This window comes from Labrys sp. WJW (assembly GCF_001676615.1).
Lineage (GTDB): Bacteria > Pseudomonadota > Alphaproteobacteria > Rhizobiales > Labraceae > Labrys > Labrys sedimenti.
Genome location: NZ_LYXZ01000006.1, coordinates 124,051 through 143,862, shown reverse-complemented (window position 1 = coordinate 143,862; position 19,812 = coordinate 124,051). Strand labels below are relative to the sequence as shown.

Genomic DNA, 19,812 nt, shown 5'->3' with positions numbered 1-19,812 from the left:
CGACAAATATCGAGAGCCGGCGGCCCAGCCGGCCCTGAGCATGACAAAACCAGTCCAGCCTCCGGGAATTTGCGCCATGAGCAACGCCGACGACCTGATCCGTCTCACCGCCTGCGAGGTCGTCGAGCGCTTGCGACGGCGCGAAATCAGCCCGCTTGATCTCGTCGAGGCTTCGCTCGCCCGCATCGAGGCTGTCGACGGCAAGGTCAATGCCATGGTCACGCTCTGCCCCGAGCGCGCCCGCGACCAGGCCCGTCGCCTGATGGCGACTGCGCCAAGCGAAGATCCCAGCTGGCTCGGCGGCCTCCCGCTTGCGGTGAAGGACCTCAACGACGTTGCCGGCGTGCGCACGACCTATGGCTCGCAGGTCTATAGGGATCACGTGCCCGAGCGCTCGGACATCATGGTCGAGCGCTTGGAAGCCCGCGGCGGCATCACCATCGGCAAGAGCAACACGCCCGAATTCGGCGCCGGCGCCAATACCTTCAATGCCGTATTCGGCGACACGCTCAACCCCTGGAACACCAGCCTCAATGCCGGCGGCTCCTCGGGCGGGGCAGCCGTGGCGCTCGCCACCGGGCAGGTCTGGCTGGCCACCGGCTCGGATCTCGGCGGCTCGCTGCGCACGCCCGCCAGCTTCTGCTCGGTCGTGGGCCTGCGCCCTTCGCCCGGCCGGGTCGCCAGCGGCCCCGACGGCATCAAGTTCGAGACCCTGCCGGTCAACGGCCCGATGGCGCGCACTGTCGAGGATGTCGCCCTGATGCTCGACGCCATGGCCGGCTGGCATATCGAGGACCCGTTGTCGCTGGAAGAACCGGCCATCGGCTTTCGCGAAAGCGCCCGCCGCCGGCAGGCGCCCAAGCGCGTGGCCTTCTCGCCCGACCTCGGCGTCACCCCGGTCAATCGCGAGACCCGGGCCATCGTCGAGGCCGCTGCAAAGCGGCTGGAAGAGGCCGGCTGCATCGTCGAGGAAGCCTGTCCCGACTTTGCCGGCGTGCCGGAAGCCTTCCAGACGCTGCGCGCCCTGTCCTACGCCGCCGGCATGCGCGAATTGCTCGAGACGCGCCGCAGCGAACTCAAGCCCGACGTGATCTGGAACATCGAGAAAGGCCGTGCCCTCGACGCCGATACGATCGGTGCTGCCATGCTCCGCCGCAGCAAGCTCTATGACGATATCGCCGCCTTCTTCTCGCGCTATGACGTATTGGTCGCCCCGGCTGCCTGCACCCCGCCGCTCGGCATCGAGCAACGCTGGGTCCGCGAAGTGGAGGGCACGGTGTTCGAGAACTATGTCGACTGGCTCAAGATCGCCAGCGTCGTCACCATGACCTCCTGCCCCTCCCTGGCCCTCCCCGCCGGCTTCACGGCCGACGGCCGCCCCGTCGGCGTGCAGCTCATCGGCCGCCCACGCGGCGAGGCAGCGCTACTGGGTGCAGGCGCCACGCTGGAGGAACTGCTGGGGCTGAGCGCGTTGGTGCCGATCGAGCCGCGGATGCCGTTGCTCGCTCACTGATCTAGAAATCTGCCCTGATCGCATCAGCCTCGTCCGAGTTTGCGGCCCGTCATAAGTTCAAAACGTTGCGTCCAACATGAAATGGACCTAGCATACAGGTTAAAAGGGCACCTAGAGGTAGAATTGATGGCCGACTCTTCAAATACCCCTGAAAATAAAAATATTACTTCGCTAGGTGGGAATATATATTTCGAGGTCATGAGTTGGCTACATAGCTATTTGGATCCAAAATCATATTTTGAGATTGGAACGAACAAAGGCCACTCTCTAAACCTTGCTAAGTGCAAATCGCTTGCCGTCGATCCCTATTTTGGTGGGCCAACAGAGCCTGCAGGCAAACGTCCCGTCACGATGTATTTCCAGATGAAAAGCGATGATTTCTTTAAAGAATACGATCCCGTGGCACTGCTAAATACTGAAATTGATTTAGCATTTTTGGACGGCTTACACGAAGCCGAAACATTATTGAGAGATTTCTATAATACGGAAAAATATTGTAAAAAGAATTCGATTATTTGTATTCACGATTGCATTCCCACCAACACGTCAATGCTTACCCGAGCTCACAATGGCTCTTTTTGGACAGGAGACGTATGGAAAGTATTAGCTATACTTAAAGAATATAGACCAGATCTTGATATTTATGTTTTTGATGCCCCGCCCACCGGGCTCGTCTTGTGTACCAACCTTGATCCTCAGACAAAAGTTCTCGAAGAAAACTATTGGAATATTTGGCGTAAATGGTCAAAGATAGATCTGGAATTGTATGGATACGAGAGATTTATTGAAGAATGCGAAATACTGCCGACCTCAAAGCTGCGAACGGCTGAGGAAATGAGGCGATTCTTTTGGCTTTGATTTCTGAATGTCAATGTCAATGAAGATCTGGAACTAAATCTCTTATTTGGGAATCAAAGGTAAGTAACCCTTCCCTCTGGTTCCTTCCCTGCCATGCACCGTCCGAGCCGGAAACTCGCGAGGCATCGCAATTATGCAACGAGCCTCAAAAGCGATTCAGCTACAGCTCGCGTATCTTTACAATGCAACGCATAGCCGGTGTCTGACGTTTTGCCAGCTTCGACTATGAGGTCTGTATAGTAATATTCTGTTCTGCTGTTGAACGCTATATCCAGCAGACCATAGTTCGGATTAACCCGTGCGCCATGCGCTACCATAACCTGGCGGGCCCGACTTTGGGCAAACCCGGCAGAGTGAAAAGCAGACCCAACGGTTCCCAAAATTGTCTTTCTATCTCTAAACAGCACCAACTGATCCTTAAGCGACATGCTTTCAGGATATACAATGTCAACTCCTGCAGCCCTCAATATATTTTCTATCTCTATCTCATTGATGATGCCACTAATTTTATGCGGTAACTTTGTTTTAGAAATATACACCGGATTTTCGACAGGTCGTTCTGGAATTCCTTCAAGGATACGGGAGCCTATTTTAACAAATAGGTCACGCGTCGCTTGTGAATGAACCCAAGCATTCTGCCGGAGACAAGGCAGAGGGATTTCGACGTCGTGATATATTTCAGGTTGAGTACACTGAATGATGTCAGATCGTTCTATGCCAAGCGCGGACAAAAACACCTGCACGAAATGGCGATCGAACCATTGATCCATCGGCCATTGTGCTTGGACGAGTATTTTCCTGCCCGCCAGGCCATGTCGCGCGATCGACCATAGGCGAGGCAGTGTCTCAAACAAGAAATGCCCGTAATAGAGATTGATACGTCCACCGAAAATCACATTGGATGTGCCCCGGTCAATGACGTCGCCCAGAGCACAAGGCATTTGCGGAATTTGGACCAAATCCTCGCTTTGAGGTCCCTTGTAGTCTGTTGCATCGCGAATGATCGCGCCCTGCAGATCGAACACGCCCCATTTACCGAAGGCGACCATCGGTGTGAAGATGGCCTCGGCCACATGGGCAATTGCCGGATCGCCCACTTTTGCTTCGGTTGTGTTCCAGCGAGGGTCATTCCAGAACCCGTCACATGGCTTCAATATTGAGTTTGACAACAGGCTACCCATGTCTTCGCATTTAGAATCGTCGGGGAAAGTCTTGCATCCAAGACCAATTTCAAATTGCAGCGACCTATTTATGATCGACTCACATCAGCGCGTCGAAAGAATGTAGCCCCGAGTGAGGCGCTCCAGGATAAGTCCCAGCCCAAGGGTTACAATACCAAATTCAATCGCATAACTTCGATCAAGCAAGTCCTCACCATAGCCACGGTAGTAGGCGGATCGCATCCATTCGACCACCTGAAGCGCCGGATTGTAGGAAAGCCAGGTGCGGTACGGGTCCGGTACAGAACTCGGCACGAAAGCGACACCGGATGCTGCCCACATTGCAATATTGAACAGTGTGTACCCCGTCATCCACATTTGGTTCATCATCATGATGACACTGTTGAGAACGCCCATCCCCAATCCTAGGATGACCGCCGCGCAGAGAGCAAAAAAGGCCTCTGCTATATCATATGGTACAATGGGAATATCGAAGGCCCAGCCTAGAATGATCATGATAATGGTCACGGTAAAGGCCGATAACATTTCCAACACCGCTACCGCGATTAGGACATCTACCAACTTCACCTCAGGAAGAGCCAGCAACGGTTTGTTTGCAATAAGATCAACCATCATAAAGCGAGCAAGATAAGAAAATACCATAAATGGTATTGATCCTGTTGCGATAAATAGAACAACACTGTCACCAAAAGGTGCGGCCCGATGGCTGATTGACATTATAGCGATCAATATCAGGATATGCGAAACTGGCCATCCAACCGCAAAGATATAGCCTAGACCATGACCGAAAAAACGAGTTCTCATGGTACGCAGGATCAAGGCAGCAAACACATGTCGTTGCCTTCTCATGGCAACAAACAAGCTGGGTGCCTGGTACTGAATGGTACTCACACCGAATACATCCTGAGTCCGCCAGTTGGTCTGTCTTGAGGTTGAAACCGTGCGGGAATTCACCCTGGCTCCCTGTAGCCGCAACCCAAACAGCAACATTCTTTTGCTGGGCCAGCTATATCACGCGCGCTCCTCGTAACCAAACTATGAATTGATTTCCACCCTGGAAAGTTTGTATTTAGCATGACTTTTAGATTATTATCTGGAATCAAGAAGGTATATTTTTAGAAATTTACACATATATCTTCGTACTTTGTATATTATCCTACCGCAAATTTTTTAATTATTTAAATTAATATGAAATAACTGGCTGAATTTCGAAATATGTACCGTCGCCTCCGGTTTAGGTTAGATCTTTTTCTTGATATGATGCTAGTCGGTATAGCTTCTTGCCTTTCTAAGGCACTCGTCTGACATTCCTCAAATTAACCCAATCTGCGTGATTTCACCCCTATCCTGGTCGCTCGAATGCCGGCAACAGGGAGGCACAGACGGCGATGGCGGTGGAGATGCGGCCGGCGCAAGCGTTGCGGCTCTGGCATGACGTCATGCTGACGCTGGTGCGCGATGCCCAGCCTGATCTGTCGAGCCGGCAGCTCGCCATCCTACTCACCGTCTATCTGGAAGCCCCGCCCCATACGGTGCGCGGCCTCGCCAGCAAGCTTGATGTCACCAAGCCGGTGATCACCCGCGCGCTCGACAGCCTGGCCAAGCTCAAGCTCACCGCGAGGCGGCGCGACGAGTTCGATCGGCGCAATGTCATCATCCAGCGCACGGTGGATGGCGCGCTCTATGTCGAGAAGCTCGGCGACATCCTGGTCGCCCTTGGCAAGGACCTTCCGCGCTGACGACCCTGGGAGTGCGAAGATCTTGCGGGACGGTACAGGCTGCTCCATTGAAGACAAGACCCGTTTGAAGGACCTGTTGCATTGGCTGCCCATGATCGTCGCATTACCCCGGCCCGGCCGGACCTTGCCGCCGCCTCGCTGCGCGGCACCGTCACGGCGCCGCGCTATGTCGAGGGCCGCGAGCACCGTGTGATCGAAACGGCGGTGCCGCTGCGGCCCGATCCGGATTTCTCGGCCTCCATCGATACCGAGCTCCTCTTCGGCGAGAGCTTCACCGTCTATGACGAGATGGAAGGCTGGGCCTGGGGCCAGGCCGGCCGGGACGGCTATGTGGGCTGGCTGTCCGCCAATGCGCTGGCGGCGCCGCGCCCGGCCACCCATCGCATCGGCGTGCTGCGCAGCTTCATCTACCCCGTGCCGTCGATCAAGGCGCCGGCGATACTGGCGCTGAGCCATGGTTCCGCCCTTTCTGTGGTCGCCAGCGAGGGGCCGTTCCTTCGCCTCGAGGATTGGGGCTTCGTCTTCGCCGCCCATGCCAGGCCCGCCGATTTCAAACAGGATGACCCGGTCGCGGTCGCCGAACATTTCCTCGGTGTACCCTATCTGTGGGGCGGCAAGTCGAGCCTCGGCCTCGATTGTTCGGCCCTCGTCCAGACGGCACGCCATGCCTGCGGCCTGGCCTGCCCGCGCGACAGCGACATGCAGGAAGGCCAACTGCCGGGCGAGCGGCTCGATCCCGCCGGACCGCTCGCGCAATTGCGGCGCGGCGACCTCCTGTTCTGGAAGGGCCACGTCGCCATGGTCCGCGACGAAAAGACGATGATCCACGCCACCGGCCACACCATGACCGTGATGGTCGAAGGTCTAGCCGACGGCATTGCACGCATCGCCGCGGCGGGCAGCCCGTTGCGCAGTATCGTCAGGCCGGATTGAATCAGGGCGGATGTTTCGCGGTACAGGGAACCAGTCATCATGACCTCGACGGACGCGCCGGTAAGAACCATGGGCGGCAGGCTGACCATGCAGGACAAGCTTGCCGCCGGCATCGCCTCCGGCCTCCTGCGTGACCTGCATGTCGTGCTCGCCAGCCATGGCGGACACATCGTTCTCGAACATTACCAGGCCGGCGTGGACGAGAGCTGGGGCAGGCCGCTCGGCGAGGTCGGCTTCGGGCCGGAGACGCTGCACGACCTGCGCTCGGTCACCAAGAGCATCGTCGGCCTGCTCTACGGCATCGCCCTCGATCGCCAGCTCGTGCCGCCGCCGGACGCGCCGCTGCTGCCGCATTTTCCGGACTATTCCGACCTCATCGCCGCACCCGACCGGCAGGGGCTGCGGATCGAGCATGCCCTTACCATGACGCTCGGGCTCGAATGGGACGAAGGGCGGCCCTATACCGATCCGCTCAACAGCGAGATCGCCATGGAGATGGCGCCGGATCGCTATCGCTTCGTCCTCGACCGGCCCGTCGTTGCGCAGCCCGGCACGCGCTGGATCTATTCGGGCGGCAGCGTCGCCCTGGTTGGCGAGCTGATTCGGCGCGGCACCGGCAAGACCCTGCCTGAATTCGCCAGGGAAACGCTGTTCGAGCCGCTCGGCATCGACAGATTCGAATGGATCGCCGGTGACGACGGCGTCGCGTCGGCGGCTTCGGGCCTGCGCCTGCGCGCTGCCGACCTGCTGCGAATCGGCGAACTCATGCTCGCCGATGGCTTCTGGAAGGGTGACAGGATCGTGTCCCCGGCCTGGATCGAGGCCTCCTTCAAGCCGGCGATACCGACCGGCGACGGGCTGGCCTATGGCCGGCTGTGGTTCATCGGCGCAGATGCGACGACAGCCCTGCCCGGCGGCGAGCATCCCTGGGTCGCCGGCTTCGGCAATGGCGGCCAGCGCCTCTGGCTGATGCCGGATGCCGGTATCGCCGCCGTGATCTATTCGGGCAAATACAATGCGCCCGACGCCTGGGTGACTCCGACGCGCCTCTGGCGCGAGATCATCCTCGCCAATGCGGAAAAAAGCTGAAAGCCGGTCCTATTTCGGCGCCGTGCCGTTGAAGGCGAGGATCTCGCCGGCCAGATAGAGCGAGCCGGTGAGCACAACGCGAGGTGCGACCGGAAAGGCTTCGCTGGCGATCGCCTCCAGCGCGGCCTGAAGGCTGCCATGAGCGCGGGCAGCGAGCCCCGCGTGGCGCGCCGCTTCGGCCACGGCGTCAGGGGCGCGGGCGGCCGCGCTGTGCTCGATCGGCACGGTATGCACCTCACGGGCAAGACCGGCGAAATTGTGCAGAAAACCGTCGGAATCCTTGGTGGTCAGCATGCCCGTCACCAGCACCAGCGGCCGGGGATTGCGTTCCTCCAGCTCGGCGAGAGCCTCGGCCAGCACGCGGCCGCCATCGACATTATGGCTGCCGTCGAGCCAGATCTCGGAGCCTGGCGGCAGCAGGGCGGGGATGGCACCCTGGGCGATGCGCTGCAGGCGGGCGGGCCATTCCACCGCCTGCATCGCCTTCTCGAAATGGGCATCCTCGACGATGAACAGGGTCTGGTTGCGCAGCGTGGCGATGGCAAGGCCGGCATTGCGGTGCTGGTGCCGCCCGGCGAGGCGCGGCAAAGGCAGGTCGAGCAGGCCGCTCTCGTCCTGATAGACCAGGCGGCCATTCTCCTCATGCACGTCGAAATCCTGCCCACCGATCACCAGCGGAGCGCCGACCTTGGCCGCCACGCTTTCGATCACGGCCCTGACAGCGTCGATCTGCGGATAGATCACGGCGGGCGCGCCGCGCTTGAGGATGCCGGCCTTTTCGCGGGCGATGCCCTCGATGTCGTTGCCTAGGAAATCGGCATGGTCATGCGAGATCGAGGTGATCACGCTGAGGAGCGGCTTGTCGATGACGTTGGTGGTGTCCATGCGCCCGCCGAGCCCCACCTCCAGCAGGAGGACGTCGGCCGGATTCTCGGCAAAAAGCTTGAAGGCGGCGGCGGTGGTGATCTCGAAGAAGGTGATCGGCGCGCCGTCATTGGCTTGCTCGCAGGCCTCGAAGGCCTCGATCAGCTTGTCCTCGCTCACCAGGGCGCCAGCGCTCCCCTTGGGACCGGCCAGCCGGATGCGCTCGTGGAAATGTACGAGATGGGGCGAGGTATAGACGTGCACGCCATAGCCGGCGGCTTCCAGCGCCGCGCGCAGGAAGGCGATGGTCGAGCCCTTGCCGTTGGTGCCGGCGACATGGATCACAGGCGGCACCTGCCGCTCGGGATGGCCGAGCTTGGCCAGCAGCCTCTCGATCCGGTCGAGCGAGAGGTCGATCTTTTTCGGATGCAGCGCCATGAAGCGGGAGAGATAGGCGTCGGACTGCGTCATGGGTGTGAGAACCGAAGAATCGAGGAATGAACTACAGGGTTGAACGGGGCACATCCAAGCCGCGTCGGCTTTGGCATTTGCGCTCCAGCCCGTTCCGGAGCCGCCCTTTGGGTAGGCAGCCTGATGAATTCGTCCCGCGGAGAGATGGCTTGCCCGAACCGTCTCGAATGAGCCTCCACGCCGCGACGATCGAAATGGGCGCTGCCGACGTGGCAGCGGCGGATTACAGCCCTTTGTCTCAGGCGGCTTCCGCCGGGATCTCCTTGGGCGGGGTCTTGGTCAGCAGGCGGCAGATGCGCGCCACCGTGGCCTTCATCTCGTTGCGATGCACGACCATGTCGACCATGCCGTGCTCCTGGAGATATTCGGAGCGCTGGAAGCCCTCGGGCAGTTTTTCGCGGATGGTCTGTTCGATGACGCGCGGACCGGCAAAGCCGATCAGGGCTCCCGGTTCGGCCAGTTGCACGTCGCCAAGCATCGCATAGGACGCGGTGATACCGCCGGTGGTCGGGTTGGTCAGCACCACGATATAGGGCTTCCTGGTTTCACGGAACCGCTGGATCGCCACCGTGGTACGTGCCATCTGCATCAGGGACAGGATGCCTTCCTGCATGCGCATCCCGCCGCCGCACGCGAACACCACGAAGGGCACACCACGATCAGCCGCCGTGAGCAGGCCCTTGACCACCGCCTCGCCGGCCGCCATGCCGAGCGAGCCGCCCATGAAGTCGAAATCCTGCACGGCGATCACCGCCGACACGCCGTCGACCGTGCCGGCACCGAGCTTGACCGCATCCGTCATGGCGGTCTTGGTGCGGGCATCCTTCAGGCGGTCGACATAGCGCTTCTCGTCCTTGAACTTGAGCGGGTCCGGTACGACCTCGGGAAGCGCGATGTCTTCCCATTTGCCATCGTCGAACATCAGCTTGAGGCGCTGCGTCGCCGTCATGCGCATGTGATAATTCGAGGCTGGAATGACGTAGTTGTTCTGCTCCAGGTCCTTGTGAAAGACCATCTGCCCGGTCTCCGGATCCTTGATCCAGAGATTCTCGGGCGTGTCGCGGCGCGAGAAGAAGTCCTTGATGCGCGGCGGAACGACGTTGGCGATCCAGTTCATGGGATACCTTTAAAAGCACGGTGCCCGCCCAAGGCGGGTCGGGTCTGCATGTCGATCATTGTTGCCCTACTTAGCCGTTCCGAACGGCTTTGTCAGCGTCTCAGGCGCATGACCGCCATCCGTCTCGCGGGTTTCGGGCGTCAAGTCGAGCCATCCCTCTCGACACACGCTGGACGGCGCATGCGAACCGCGCAATATGTAGGACGAATCCATGTTCAGACCGAGAAACATCAGGGAGTCCCAGGGATGGCGAACGCCATTTATCCAGATCTGAAAGGCCGCACCGTCGTCATCACCGGCGGCGGACAGGGTATCGGCGCCGCCACCGTCAGGCTATTCGCCGACCAGGGCGCCAAGGTCGGTTTCATCGACATCGCCGAAAAGCCGTCCCAGGCCCTGGCGGACGAACTCAACCAAAGTGGCGCCACCGTCCTGTTCAAGAAGGCGGATATCACCGACATCGAGGCTTTGAAGGACGCCATCGCCGACATCAGCGCCACGCTCGGGCCGGTCACCGTGCTGGTCAACAATGCCGCCCATGACCAGCGTCACAAATTCTTCGAGGTGACGCCCGACTATTTCGACGACCGTATCGCCGTCAACCTCAAGCACGCCTTCTTCGCCGCCCAAGCTGCGATCCCCGACATGATCGCTGCCGGCGGCGGCTCCGTCGTCAATCTCGGCTCCGGCTCCTGGCTGATGGGCTCGGAGGATCTGAGCGCCTATGCCACCGCCAAATCGGCGGCCTACGGCCTGACCCGCGTGCTGGCCCGTGAATTCGGCAAGGACAATATCCGCGTCAATTGCGTCATTCCCGGCTGGATCATGACGGAGCGCCAGCTCGCGCTCTGGGTCGACAAGGCGGGCGAGGAAGCGATCGCACGCAACCAGGTGCTCAAGCGCAAGCTCGTACCCGACGATATCGCCAAGGCCGTGCTTTTCCTTGCCTCGGAGCAATCCTCGGGCATGACCAACCAGCAAATCATCGTGGATGGTGGCTGGTATTGAGCCAGCCTTCGTATTCAGCGAGGATCGAGCGCCTCGATCCTCGGCACCGATAAAGGCTCGATGCTCGCCATGGCGCTTGCGCGGCGGCGGACGGGCGCGCATGTAGGCGCGTCGAACCCAACACCAACCGGATTGGATCAGCATGACTTCCGAACTCATTGCCGTGGACTGGGGCACCAGCCGTTTCCGGGCCTATCGCCTCGATAGTGCCGGCAAGGTGCTTGACCGGATCTCGGCCGAGGACGGCATGTCGACAGTCCCGGCCGGTGGTTTCGCGGCCGTGCTGGAGCGCCATTGCGGCGCCTGGATGAAGGCCAGCCCCGATGCTCCGGTGCTGATGGCCGGCATGGTCGGCGCCCGCAATGGCTGGGCGGAGGCCGCCTATGCGACCTGTCCCGCTTCGCCCAAGAGCCTCGCCGAGGCGCTGCTGCGCATCGACGAGCGAATTTCGATCGTTCCCGGTGTGATCGTACACGATGAAACCGGTCCCGACGTCATGCGCGGCGAGGAAACCCTGATCTTCGGCACCGATGTCAGCAACGGCCTGGTCTGCCTGCCCGGTACCCATTCCAAATGGGCACGGGTGGAGGATGGCATCATCACCGGTTTTGCCACCTTCATGACGGGCGAGACTTACGCCCTTTATCGCCAGCACAGCCTGCTTGCCCGCCTCGCCGCCGAACCGGAGGATCTCACCGGCTTCGATGACGGCCTGGAAGCGGCCACCGACGAGCGCGGCCTGCTGAACCGCCTGTTCCAGGCCCGCACCCGTGTGCTGGCCGGCGAGATGAGCGGCGAGAAGGTCGGCCCCTATCTCTCCGGCCTGCTGATCAATGCGGAGATCGAGGGTGCCTTCAAGCGCTATGGCGCCGACCACCTCGTCACGCTGGTCGCTGATGGCGTGCTGGCCAAACGCTATGTTTCGGCGCTGCGGGCCCGCGGCAGTGCGATTGAGATCATCGCGCCCGAACGCGCCTTCCTCGACGGTCTTTCCACCCTGGCCGCGGCTCGCTGACCTCAAGCCCTTCGAACCGACAACAAGGACACAACCATGAGCCTCACCCTCGCCTCCGCCCTGGCCGAGATGCCGCTGGTCGCCATCCTGCGCGGGGTCAAGCCGGACGAGGTCGAAGCCATCGCCGAGGCGATCGTCGCGGCCGGCATCCGTATCCTGGAAGTGCCGCTCAACTCGCCCGATCCTCTTCGTTCCATCGGCCTGCTCGCCCGCGGCCTCGCCGGACGCGCTTTAGTGGGCGCCGGTACCGTGCTCACCGTCAAGGATGTCGCCGGCGTCGCCGAAGCGGGCGGCACGGTGATCGTCTCGCCCAACACCGATGTCGAGGTGATCCGGGCCAGCAAGGCGCGCGGCCTGCTGTCCCTTCCTGGCTTCTTCACACCGACGGAGGCCTTCGCCGCACTGGATGCGGGAGCCGATGCGTTGAAGCTGTTCCCGGCCGAGATGGCCTCGCCCGCCGCCGTCAAGGCCATGCGCGCCGTGCTGCCGCGCAGCACCAAGGTCCTGGTGGTCGGCGGCGTCTCGCCCCAGACCATTCCGCCCTATCTCGCCGTCGGCGTCGACGGCTTCGGCGTGGGTTCGGACCTCTACGCCGCCGGGCGCAGCGCCGCCGAAGTCGGCGAGCGCGCAGTTGCCCTCACGGCCGCCATCCGGGCGCTCAACGGCGAGCGCACGGCCTGAACCTTTCCCAATAGCGTTTTTGCGATTTGACGATGCCACCTAGAATCGCAAAGGCGCGTCGAGCCAAAGAGTTTGAGCAAACAAGCGTTCAGCCATAAACGCGCTTTGCTCTGGAGAGGCCGAGTTGCGCGCCTCGCCTTTCCCGTTATGCTTTCCAAAACAATCGAGGAAACCGCCCTATGATCGTCGTGTTCGGTTCGCTTGGCGTGGACCTGGTCACCAATGTCAGCCATATCCCCCACCCCGGCGAAACCGTGCTGTGCGAAGGTTATTTCATGGTGCCTGGCGGCAAGGGTGCCAACCAGGCGGTGTCGGCGGCACGCGCCGGCTCGAAGACCGCCATCATCGGCTCGCGCGGCAATGACGGCTTCGCCGATCTCGCCCTTTCGGTGATGCGGGAAGCCGGCGTCGACGTTGCGCCGGTGCTGCCGGTCGACAAGCCGACCTGCGTCGCCCTGATCACGGTGGACGAGAAGGCCGAGAACGCCATCGTCGTCGCGTCCGGCGCCAACCAGGCCACGCGCGCCGAGCAGCTCGAGACGTTCGATCTCGCCAAGGGCGACATCGTGCTGCTGCAGCGCGAGATCCGCGATTCCGAAAATTTCGCTGCGATCAAGCATGCCAAGTCGCGCGGCGCCCGCGTCGTCTTCAACGTGGCACCGGCCGGCCCGCTCCCTGAAGATGTTCTCCGGCTGGTCGACGATCTCGTCGTCAACGAGCACGAGGCCCTGGTGGTCGCCAAGGCTGCCGGCATCGAGGCGACCGACCCTGTCGAAGCCGCCCGCGTGATCAGCGAGCGCTTCGGCTGCGCAGGCATCGTCACGCTGGGCGCCGAAGGCGTGGTCGGCTGGAGCAAGGGCGCACGCCACACGGCGCCGGCCCTCAAGGTGACGCCGGTCGACACCACCGCCGCCGGCGACAGTTTCACCGGCGCCTATGCCGCCGCCCTCGACCAGGGCCTCGGTTTCGACGCTGCCCTGGCTCGCGGCGCCGCCAGCGGTTCGCTGGCCTGCACGCGGCCTGGCGCCCAGTCCTCCATCCCGACCAAGGCCGAGATCGACGACGCCCTGCGCCAGTCATAGCCTGAAAATTGGCAAAGCGCGGCGAGTCCCTGTCGGGCGGAAGTTCAAGCTCCCCTTGTCGCCACGGCCCTGGCGTGGTACCCGCGCGCTGGCTCAGCGGCCTGTCACGAACGGACTGCCGCTGGATTGTGATTCCTAGAGTATGGTGTCTCCAAGCTGGAACGCGCCTTGCCCTAGCCCTTTGTTCTGACGCGTCGTTGCCAGGTTCGGCGGCCTTGCCGGACCACAAGACGCTCCGGAGCGCTTTTTCCTTCGGCCCAAGGGCTGCACACCCACTAAGGAACTCGAAATGGCGAACGAACAGCAGAACGGCCCCGAAGAGGCGCAGGAAGTCCAGCCCTCCCTCAACGTGCTGGCGCAATACATCAAGGATCTCTCCTTCGAGAACCCCAACGCACCGCGTTCGCTCGGCAATTTGCAGAACTCGCCGCAGATCCAGCTCACCGTCAACGTCAATGGCAAGCCGCTCGGCGGCCCCGACTATGAAGTCGAGCTTTCGATCGAAGGCGGCGCCGGCGAAGGCGCCAACACCCTGTTCAAGTTCGAGCTGCTCTATGGCGCGGTGATCCGCCTCGCGGGCATTCCCGAAGACAACATCCACGCCATGGTGATGATCGAAGGCCCGCGCCTGCTCTTCCCCTTCGCGCGCCAGATCATCGCCGACTGCACGCGCAATGGCGGTTTCCCGCCCCTGATGATCGATCCGATCGATTTCGTGGCGCTCTATCGCAACCGCCTCGCCCAGAGCCAGCCGACCGTCGGCCAGGCCTGATCGTCGCGGACTGCGAAACTCTCCTGAACAGGGCCGGCGGCGCACACCCGAGGCGCCGCCTGGTATCTTGTGAAACAAGCGCCATTCCCAAGGCGGCGCTATGATCGAATTTCGATCATCCGGTACCTCTCGACAAAGGCAGGACCGGACACAGGAGGAATTGGGTTGGGAACGCGGCGACTGATCGTCGGATGCCTTGCCGCGGCGATGCTCGTTGGCGGCAGCATTTACGCTATCGGCCAGCAACTGCGCAGCTGCGGCCTCATCGATGTCTGGCTCCGCCGCAGCGGCTGCATCGCCGCCCATGAGTTTCCGGCTCTGTTCGACGGCAAAAGCCTCAACAATCCGGCGATGGTCTTCGAGGGCGATAGCGATCGCCTGGCCCTGGCAATGACCGAAACCCAGCCGGCCACCGCTACCGGCGCCATTCCCCAACGCTATACATTGCTTGAAGTATCGGCCGAGTCGGGCACGGTTCTCAACCGCACACCGCTCGGCGGTTTCGAGGAAGGCCGCCTCAACGGTGCCATTCTGCTCGCCTGGAACGGCCGCCATGCCGCGATGGCCGTACCGCAGCAGGGCAAGGCAGCTGCCCCTGCCGCCACTGAACAGGTGGCGGCGACCCTCAAGCTCATGCCCCTGGCGGGCAGCGAAGCCGGCTGGGAAAAGCCGATGGACGACATCCCCGCAAGCCGGTCCGGCTTCGGCCAGTTCGACCCGGACAATCAGCGGTTTCGACTTTTCACCGGTGCATGGACGATCGCGGGGGAAAAGATCGATCGGGGCCAGGTGAATTGGAACAGGGCATTCGGCTCCGGCGACATGCCGGTGAATACGCCCGACGGCACCACGGCGGTGGTCCGCGCCGACAAGGGCGTGATCGAAATCATACAGGCCGACGGCCACAGATCGAGCCACGATCTCGGCATTGCCAAGCAACAGATTTCGACCAGCTGGCTGCTGCTGTCACCGGATGGGCGCAGACTATCCGTGATCCTGCACCCGGTCGGGGCGGATGGTATCCTGCAGGTCTGGGACATCGGGACCGGCCAGCGCCTCGTCAATGCGGTCGTCCCGAGGCTCGCCTCGGAAGCGGCCTGGTCAGCCGATGGTCGCCGGCTTGCGGTGCGCCGCAGTGGCCGCGAGGGGTCGGGCTACGCTTTGTTCGCCATAGACGGCTGATATGAACCTCAGGAAATAGAGACAGGTCGAAACGCATCTTTTCCGGGATCGCAGGAAGCGGGTGGCATCGGCCCGACCAGTGCCGCAGATCTCGGGAAAACTCGCTCTGCGGACATGTCCCATGACGATACCAGTCACACCCAATCGCTCCATGGGCCTCGCCGAATGGGGCCTGCTGCTCGCCCTCTCGCTGCTCTGGGGCGGGTCCTTCTTCTTCACGGGCATCGCAGTGAAGGCCCTGCCGCCGTTCACCATCGTCCTGCTGCGCGTCGGCCTGGCAGCGCTCATCCTGCTGACGGTCTTGCCGTTCCACGGCCATTCCCTGCCGCGTGAGCCCCGCCTTTGGGCCGCTTTTTTCGGCATGGGCCTTCTCAACAACGTCACGCCCTTCTGCCTCATCGTCTGGGGCCAGACCGAGATCGCCTCAGGCCTTGCCGCCATCCTCAACGCCACGACACCGCTATGGACTGTGATCGCCGCCCATCTGCTGACGAGAGAAGAGCGGATGACCGGCCATCGTCTTGTCGGTGTATTCGTCGGGCTTGCCGGGGTGGCGCTGATGGTCGGCCCGGAGGTGCTCGCCGGCCTGGGTTCACAAGTCGCGGCACAGCTGGCCGTGCTCGGCGCTGCCCTCTCCTATGCCCTCGCTGCCATTTTTGGCCGCCGCTTCAAGATACTCGGCGTACCGCCAATGGTTACCGCCACCGGACAGGTCACCGCTTCTGCCCTGATGCTGGCGCCCGTAGCCCTTCTGGTCGACCGGCCCTGGACACTGGCCATGCCGGGCCTGCCGGTCTGGACGGCGATGCTCGGCCTGGCTGCCCTGTCGACGGCACTCGCCTATGTCCTCTATTTCCGCATCCTGACCACGGCAGGCGCCACCAATCTGGCCCTGGTGACCTTTCTCATCCCGATCAGTGCCATCCTGCTCGGCGCGCTCGTGCTTGGAGAAAGGCTCCAACCGCAGCATTTCGTCGGAATGGCCCTGATCGGCCTGGCTTTGATGGCGATCGACGGTCGTCTGTTCAGGCGCTTGCGGGCGGCCTGAGACAAAAGGCCGGTCTCCCGACCGAAGTCCCGTCACCCCGCATATTTCTTCCACAGGGCGTTCTCGCCCAGGCCGGCGATAAAGGCTTCATGGGCGGCCAGTTCCTCGGGCCGGATGCGCGAGGGCAACGCCTTTGGCCGGGGCCTGACCGCGCCGCCGCCCGCGCGAGCGACGATGGCGGCGGACGCCGAAGCAAGGCTGAGCGCTGTCTGGCGTCCGCCGGTCAGCTCGATATAGACTTCGGCCAGGATCTCGGCGTCGAGCAAGGCGCCGTGCTTGACGCGCTTGGAATTGTCGATGCCGTAGCGCTGGCAGAGTTCGTCGAGCGAGGCACGCGCGCCGGGATGCTTGCGCCGCGCCATGGCCAGGGTATCGACCACCCGGTCCATCGCCAGGACCGCCAGGTTGACCCGCTTCAGCTCCGCATTGAGGAATCGCATGTCGAAGCCGGCATTGTGGATGACGAGATGGGCGTCACCAACGAAATCGACGAATTCCTGGGCAAGTTCGGCGAAAAGCGGCTTGTCGGAGAGGAATTCGGCGGAGAGCCCATGCACGTTGAAGGCTTCCACCGGCATGTCGCGTTCGGGATTGAAATATTTGTGCCAGGTCGCGCCGGTTGGATTGCGATCGATCATCTCGACGCAGCCGATCTCGACCAGCCGATGCCCTTCATTGGGATCGAGGCCGGTGGTTTCGGTATCGAGGATGATCTCGCGCATTTAGGGTCCGTCGTCAGCTATGGTGTGGAATTTGATGAGGTCAAAAATAGTCAAATGGGAGGAGAGAGCGTAGCCAAGACTTTCGTCTTGGCAAGCGAAGCGACGCTGCAGATGACCATTTTTCACATCACCGACTCAAGCGGTGGAGGACAGGGCCGCGATTATGGCATCCACCTGACTCTGGGCAAAGTCGAGACCCTTGCTTGAATCGATGATGAAATGGGCGCGGCGACGCTTTTCCACATCCGGCACCTGCCGGGCCAGGATCACGGCGAAGCGTTCCTCGTCCATGCCCGGACGCGCCATCACGCGCTCGCGTTGGATGCGGGCGGGCGCCGAGACCACCGCCACGGCCCGGCAGCGCCGCTCGCCGCCCGTCTCATAGAGCAGGGGAATGTCGAGCACGGCGAGATTCGCGCCTCTGGCCCGGGCAGCGGCCAGGAAATCCTGTTCTGCGGCATGGACGAGCGGATGTACGATCGTCTCGAGGGTGCGCATCGCCTCGGCATTGCCGAATACCTGTCGGCCGAGCTTGGCGCGGTCGATCACCCCGTCCACCGACACCCCCGGAAAGGCCGCCTCCACCGCCTCCACGGCTGGCCCGGCATAGAGACGATGAACCGTGGCATCGGCGTCATGCACCGGCACGCCCCGCGCCCGGAACATCGCTGCCGTCGCCGACTTGCCCATGCCGATCGAGCCGGTCAGGCCAAGGATGAAGGTCATCATCGCCTCCAGGGGGCACGCGCCCCCATCCGCATCGTGATCACACTGGGACGCCAGCAGGGATCGCCAGGAAATCCCAAGCCGGGAAATCCTAACCCCGGAAATCCTACGCTTTCGCCTCGATGTCCGCCAGCACCAGCGCCCGCAATTGCGGCGTCACCTCGGGCCTGGCGCCGAACCAGCGCTCGAAACCGGGAACGGCCTGGTGCAGGAGCATGCCGAGCCCGTCCACCGTGGCAAGCCGGGCCTGCCGGGCCGCTGCGAGCAGCGGCGTCTCCAGCGGTACATAGACGATGTCGGTGACCAGTGCCGATTTCGGCAGGCGCGAGAGATCGAGATCGAGCGGCGGCTGGCCTTTCATGCCGAGTGAGGTGGTATTGACCAGGAGATCGGCCCCTGCAAGGGCGGTCTCGGCCTGGTCCCAGGCCAAAGCCGTGACCTTCGAGCCGAAATGGCGGGCAAGTGCTTCGGCCCGTTCCAGTGTGCGGTTGACCAGCAGGATCTGCTCGGCGCCACGCTGCAGGAGCCCGTAGAGAATGGCCCGAGAAGCGCCGCCAGCCCCCAGCACGACGGCCTGCTTCATCCCGTCGCTCCAGCCCGGAGCCTCCTGGTCGAGATTGGCAAGGAAGCCGGCGACATCGGTATTCATCCCTTTCAGCACGCCATCTTCGTACCAGAGCGTGTTGACCGCTTCGAGATCGCGCGCGACAGGATCGTCCACGCTGGCAAGGCGGAACGCTGCTTCCTTGTGCGGTACGGTTACGTTCCCGCCGGCAAAACCCTGCTCGACCAGGGTCGCGACAAAGGTCTCGAAGGCCGTGGGCTCCACGGCGATGCGCTCATAGCTGCCCTGAATGCCGAGTTCCTTCAGCCAGAACCCGTGGATCAGCGGCGAACGTGAATGGGAGATGGGATAGCCGACGACGAAGGCACGTTTCATGGCAGGTCCTGTAAGGGCTCAGGCGGTCGCAAGGCCGTGCTCGCGCAGCGCGGCGAGCAAAGGCAGCAGGGGGAGGCCGAGAATGGTGAAATAGTCGCCCTCGATCGCCTCGAACAGGGTCACGCCCAGCCCTTCGAGCTGATAGCAGCCGACGCTGCCCAGGATGGCCTCGCCCGCTCGGGCAAGGTAGTCGTCGAGGAAGGCATCGGAGAAATCGCGCATGGTCAGGCGGGCGCTGGCAACGCCGCTCGCGGTGACTTCGCCATTCCGTGCCAGGGCATAGGCCGAATGCAGTTCGTGCCGCCGTCCGCGCAAGGCGAGGAGCTTGTCGCGGGCCTCCGCCAAGGTTGCCACCTTGGAAAAGCGCTGCTCGCCCAAGGCCATGGTTTGATCGGCACCGATCACCACCGCGTCCGGCTCGTCCCGGGAAACGGCAAGGGCTTTCTCGCGGGCAAGGGCTTCGGCAACCCGGTCGGGAGCCAGATTGTCCGTCTGCCAACGACGTTCGAAGCCGCGCTCGTCGATCGATGCCGGGATCGTTTCGATCGCCAGCCCGGCGGCCCGGAGCATCTCGCCGCGAATGGCCGACTTGGAGGCCAGAATGAAGTGCGGCGATGTTTCGCCAATCCTGCCTTCAGCCCGACCGTCAACTTTTTTCATTCGTCTGAAAATCCCGTTTTTCTACCCTGCCTTAGCAGTCCGCCCGGCTTTTGCGTAGGGGAGCGGCCAAAAAAGCCGCGATCCGCCGCAGGGGGCGCCTAAAAATCCTGCACGCCGGACCGTTGCAAACCATCGGATATTGTGATCACATTATCAAAAGCCAAGAAAAATGAACCGAGACGAGCCTGGCTGTAAGCCCAGGCAGATGAGG

The 19,812-nt window shown here is 62.1% G+C and carries 20 protein-coding genes; 12 read left to right on the top strand and 8 right to left on the bottom strand.

All coding sequences use genetic code 11. From position 1 onward, the window contains the following. The first annotated feature begins 76 nt into the window (after positions 1-76). Both BA190_RS05065 and BA190_RS35700 read left to right on the top strand, forming a co-directional pair. Positions 77-1,513 carry an amidase gene (locus BA190_RS05065; protein WP_068283530.1) on the top strand — a complete coding sequence of 479 codons (1,437 nt, stop codon included), beginning with the start codon at positions 77-79 and terminating at the stop codon, positions 1,511-1,513. Positions 1,514-1,639: 126 nt separating this feature from the next. After that, the gene (locus BA190_RS35700) at positions 1,640-2,371 is read left to right on the top strand and encodes a class I SAM-dependent methyltransferase (RefSeq protein WP_162275046.1); all 732 of its coding nucleotides are present in this window, start codon (positions 1,640-1,642) and stop codon (positions 2,369-2,371) included. Positions 2,372-2,502: 131 nt separating this feature from the next. On the opposite strand, the gene BA190_RS05060 is transcribed toward BA190_RS35700, so the two are convergent. Both BA190_RS05060 and BA190_RS05055 read right to left on the bottom strand, forming a co-directional pair. After that, complete coding sequence (locus BA190_RS05060; RefSeq protein ID WP_082979462.1) at positions 2,503-3,552, bottom strand: DUF563 domain-containing protein; 1,050 nt, start codon at positions 3,550-3,552, stop codon at positions 2,503-2,505. An 84-nt stretch (positions 3,553-3,636) separates the two neighbouring features. Further along, entirely contained in the window at positions 3,637-4,443 is an 807-nt protein-coding gene (locus tag BA190_RS05055; RefSeq protein ID WP_156771362.1) for an ABC transporter permease, read from the bottom strand. 497 nt (positions 4,444-4,940) lie between these two features. Here BA190_RS05055 and BA190_RS05050 point away from each other — a divergent pair, with 497 nt between their 5' ends. From BA190_RS05050 to BA190_RS05040, 3 genes are all read left to right on the top strand, one after another. Further along, the gene (locus tag BA190_RS05050; protein ID WP_068283524.1) at positions 4,941-5,291 is read left to right on the top strand and encodes a MarR family transcriptional regulator; all 351 of its coding nucleotides are present in this window, start codon (positions 4,941-4,943) and stop codon (positions 5,289-5,291) included. An 81-nt stretch (positions 5,292-5,372) separates the two neighbouring features. After that, positions 5,373-6,224 carry an NlpC/P60 family protein gene (locus BA190_RS05045; RefSeq protein WP_068283522.1) on the top strand — a complete coding sequence of 284 codons (852 nt, stop codon included), beginning with the start codon at positions 5,373-5,375 and terminating at the stop codon, positions 6,222-6,224. A gap of 39 nt (positions 6,225-6,263) precedes the next feature. Continuing rightward, positions 6,264-7,313, top strand: coding sequence for a serine hydrolase (locus tag BA190_RS05040; protein ID WP_202908424.1), 1,050 nt, complete (start codon positions 6,264-6,266; stop codon positions 7,311-7,313). Between the two features lie 9 nt (positions 7,314-7,322). On the opposite strand, the gene BA190_RS05035 is transcribed toward BA190_RS05040, so the two are convergent. Further along, entirely contained in the window at positions 7,323-8,648 is a 1,326-nt protein-coding gene (locus BA190_RS05035; protein WP_068283520.1) for a folylpolyglutamate synthase/dihydrofolate synthase family protein, read from the bottom strand. 238 nt (positions 8,649-8,886) lie between these two features. Next, complete coding sequence (accD, locus tag BA190_RS05030; RefSeq protein WP_068283517.1) at positions 8,887-9,765, bottom strand: acetyl-CoA carboxylase, carboxyltransferase subunit beta; 879 nt, start codon at positions 9,763-9,765, stop codon at positions 8,887-8,889. A gap of 246 nt (positions 9,766-10,011) precedes the next feature. Between accD and BA190_RS05025 the strand changes: the two genes are divergently transcribed. The 7 genes from BA190_RS05025 (at position 10,012) to BA190_RS04995 (ending at position 16,553) form a co-directional block, all read left to right on the top strand. Beyond that, on the top strand, positions 10,012-10,773 hold the full coding sequence (locus BA190_RS05025) for an SDR family NAD(P)-dependent oxidoreductase (RefSeq protein ID WP_068283513.1): 762 nt from the start codon (positions 10,012-10,014) through the stop codon (positions 10,771-10,773). 142 nt (positions 10,774-10,915) lie between these two features. After that, positions 10,916-11,788 carry a 2-dehydro-3-deoxygalactonokinase gene (locus BA190_RS05020; RefSeq protein ID WP_082979460.1) on the top strand — a complete coding sequence of 291 codons (873 nt, stop codon included), beginning with the start codon at positions 10,916-10,918 and terminating at the stop codon, positions 11,786-11,788. Between the two features lie 36 nt (positions 11,789-11,824). Beyond that, entirely contained in the window at positions 11,825-12,469 is a 645-nt protein-coding gene (locus BA190_RS05015) for a 2-dehydro-3-deoxy-6-phosphogalactonate aldolase (protein WP_068283507.1), read from the top strand. A gap of 179 nt (positions 12,470-12,648) precedes the next feature. Further along, the gene (locus BA190_RS05010; RefSeq protein ID WP_068283504.1) at positions 12,649-13,551 is read left to right on the top strand and encodes a ribokinase; all 903 of its coding nucleotides are present in this window, start codon (positions 12,649-12,651) and stop codon (positions 13,549-13,551) included. A 289-nt stretch (positions 13,552-13,840) separates the two neighbouring features. Continuing rightward, positions 13,841-14,323, top strand: coding sequence for a protein-export chaperone SecB (gene secB / locus BA190_RS05005; protein ID WP_068283502.1), 483 nt, complete (start codon positions 13,841-13,843; stop codon positions 14,321-14,323). 165 nt (positions 14,324-14,488) lie between these two features. Further along, positions 14,489-15,505, top strand: a complete 1,017-nt coding sequence (locus BA190_RS05000) for a hypothetical protein (RefSeq protein WP_068283499.1) — start codon at positions 14,489-14,491, stop codon at positions 15,503-15,505. A gap of 121 nt (positions 15,506-15,626) precedes the next feature. After that, positions 15,627-16,553 carry a DMT family transporter gene (locus tag BA190_RS04995; RefSeq protein WP_068283496.1) on the top strand — a complete coding sequence of 309 codons (927 nt, stop codon included), beginning with the start codon at positions 15,627-15,629 and terminating at the stop codon, positions 16,551-16,553. Positions 16,554-16,585: 32 nt separating this feature from the next. Here BA190_RS04995 and dnaQ read toward each other — a convergent pair whose 3' ends face one another. The 4 genes from dnaQ to BA190_RS04975 all read right to left on the bottom strand — a co-directional run bounded on the left by dnaQ (position 16,586) and on the right by BA190_RS04975 (position 19,601). Beyond that, the gene (dnaQ, locus tag BA190_RS04990; protein WP_068283493.1) at positions 16,586-17,275 is read right to left on the bottom strand and encodes a DNA polymerase III subunit epsilon; all 690 of its coding nucleotides are present in this window, start codon (positions 17,273-17,275) and stop codon (positions 16,586-16,588) included. A gap of 135 nt (positions 17,276-17,410) precedes the next feature. Then, positions 17,411-18,001 (bottom strand): dephospho-CoA kinase, encoded by a 591-nt coding sequence (coaE, locus tag BA190_RS04985; RefSeq protein WP_068283490.1) that lies wholly within the window; start codon positions 17,999-18,001, stop codon positions 17,411-17,413. Positions 18,002-18,107: 106 nt separating this feature from the next. Beyond that, complete coding sequence (locus tag BA190_RS04980; RefSeq protein WP_068283485.1) at positions 18,108-18,941, bottom strand: shikimate dehydrogenase; 834 nt, start codon at positions 18,939-18,941, stop codon at positions 18,108-18,110. An 18-nt stretch (positions 18,942-18,959) separates the two neighbouring features. After that, positions 18,960-19,601 carry a Maf family protein gene (locus BA190_RS04975; RefSeq protein WP_068283482.1) on the bottom strand — a complete coding sequence of 214 codons (642 nt, stop codon included), beginning with the start codon at positions 19,599-19,601 and terminating at the stop codon, positions 18,960-18,962. Positions 19,602-19,812: the final 211 nt, after the last annotated feature.

What these genes read in the sequence shown, in the direction of transcription:
- accD (WP_068283517.1), bottom strand. Translation starts at nt 9,765, where the DNA reads ATGAACTGGATCGCCAACGTCGTTCCGCCGCGCATCAAGGACTTCTTC.
- BA190_RS35700 (WP_162275046.1), top strand. Translation starts at nt 1,640, where the DNA reads ATGGCCGACTCTTCAAATACCCCTGAAAATAAAAATATTACTTCGCTA.
- coaE (WP_068283490.1), bottom strand. Translation starts at nt 18,001, where the DNA reads ATGACCTTCATCCTTGGCCTGACCGGCTCGATCGGCATGGGCAAGTCG.
- BA190_RS05065 (WP_068283530.1), top strand. Translation starts at nt 77, where the DNA reads ATGAGCAACGCCGACGACCTGATCCGTCTCACCGCCTGCGAGGTCGTC.
- BA190_RS05010 (WP_068283504.1), top strand. Translation starts at nt 12,649, where the DNA reads ATGATCGTCGTGTTCGGTTCGCTTGGCGTGGACCTGGTCACCAATGTC.
- BA190_RS05040 (WP_202908424.1), top strand. Translation starts at nt 6,264, where the DNA reads ATGACCTCGACGGACGCGCCGGTAAGAACCATGGGCGGCAGGCTGACC.
- BA190_RS05050 (WP_068283524.1), top strand. Translation starts at nt 4,941, where the DNA reads ATGGCGGTGGAGATGCGGCCGGCGCAAGCGTTGCGGCTCTGGCATGAC.
- BA190_RS04975 (WP_068283482.1), bottom strand. Translation starts at nt 19,601, where the DNA reads ATGAAAAAAGTTGACGGTCGGGCTGAAGGCAGGATTGGCGAAACATCG.
- dnaQ (WP_068283493.1), bottom strand. Translation starts at nt 17,275, where the DNA reads ATGCGCGAGATCATCCTCGATACCGAAACCACCGGCCTCGATCCCAAT.
- secB (WP_068283502.1), top strand. Translation starts at nt 13,841, where the DNA reads ATGGCGAACGAACAGCAGAACGGCCCCGAAGAGGCGCAGGAAGTCCAG.
- BA190_RS05025 (WP_068283513.1), top strand. Translation starts at nt 10,012, where the DNA reads ATGGCGAACGCCATTTATCCAGATCTGAAAGGCCGCACCGTCGTCATC.
- BA190_RS04980 (WP_068283485.1), bottom strand. Translation starts at nt 18,941, where the DNA reads ATGAAACGTGCCTTCGTCGTCGGCTATCCCATCTCCCATTCACGTTCG.
- BA190_RS05060 (WP_082979462.1), bottom strand. Translation starts at nt 3,552, where the DNA reads ATGGGTAGCCTGTTGTCAAACTCAATATTGAAGCCATGTGACGGGTTC.
- BA190_RS05015 (WP_068283507.1), top strand. Translation starts at nt 11,825, where the DNA reads ATGAGCCTCACCCTCGCCTCCGCCCTGGCCGAGATGCCGCTGGTCGCC.
- BA190_RS05035 (WP_068283520.1), bottom strand. Translation starts at nt 8,648, where the DNA reads ATGACGCAGTCCGACGCCTATCTCTCCCGCTTCATGGCGCTGCATCCG.
- BA190_RS05020 (WP_082979460.1), top strand. Translation starts at nt 10,916, where the DNA reads ATGACTTCCGAACTCATTGCCGTGGACTGGGGCACCAGCCGTTTCCGG.
- BA190_RS04995 (WP_068283496.1), top strand. Translation starts at nt 15,627, where the DNA reads ATGACGATACCAGTCACACCCAATCGCTCCATGGGCCTCGCCGAATGG.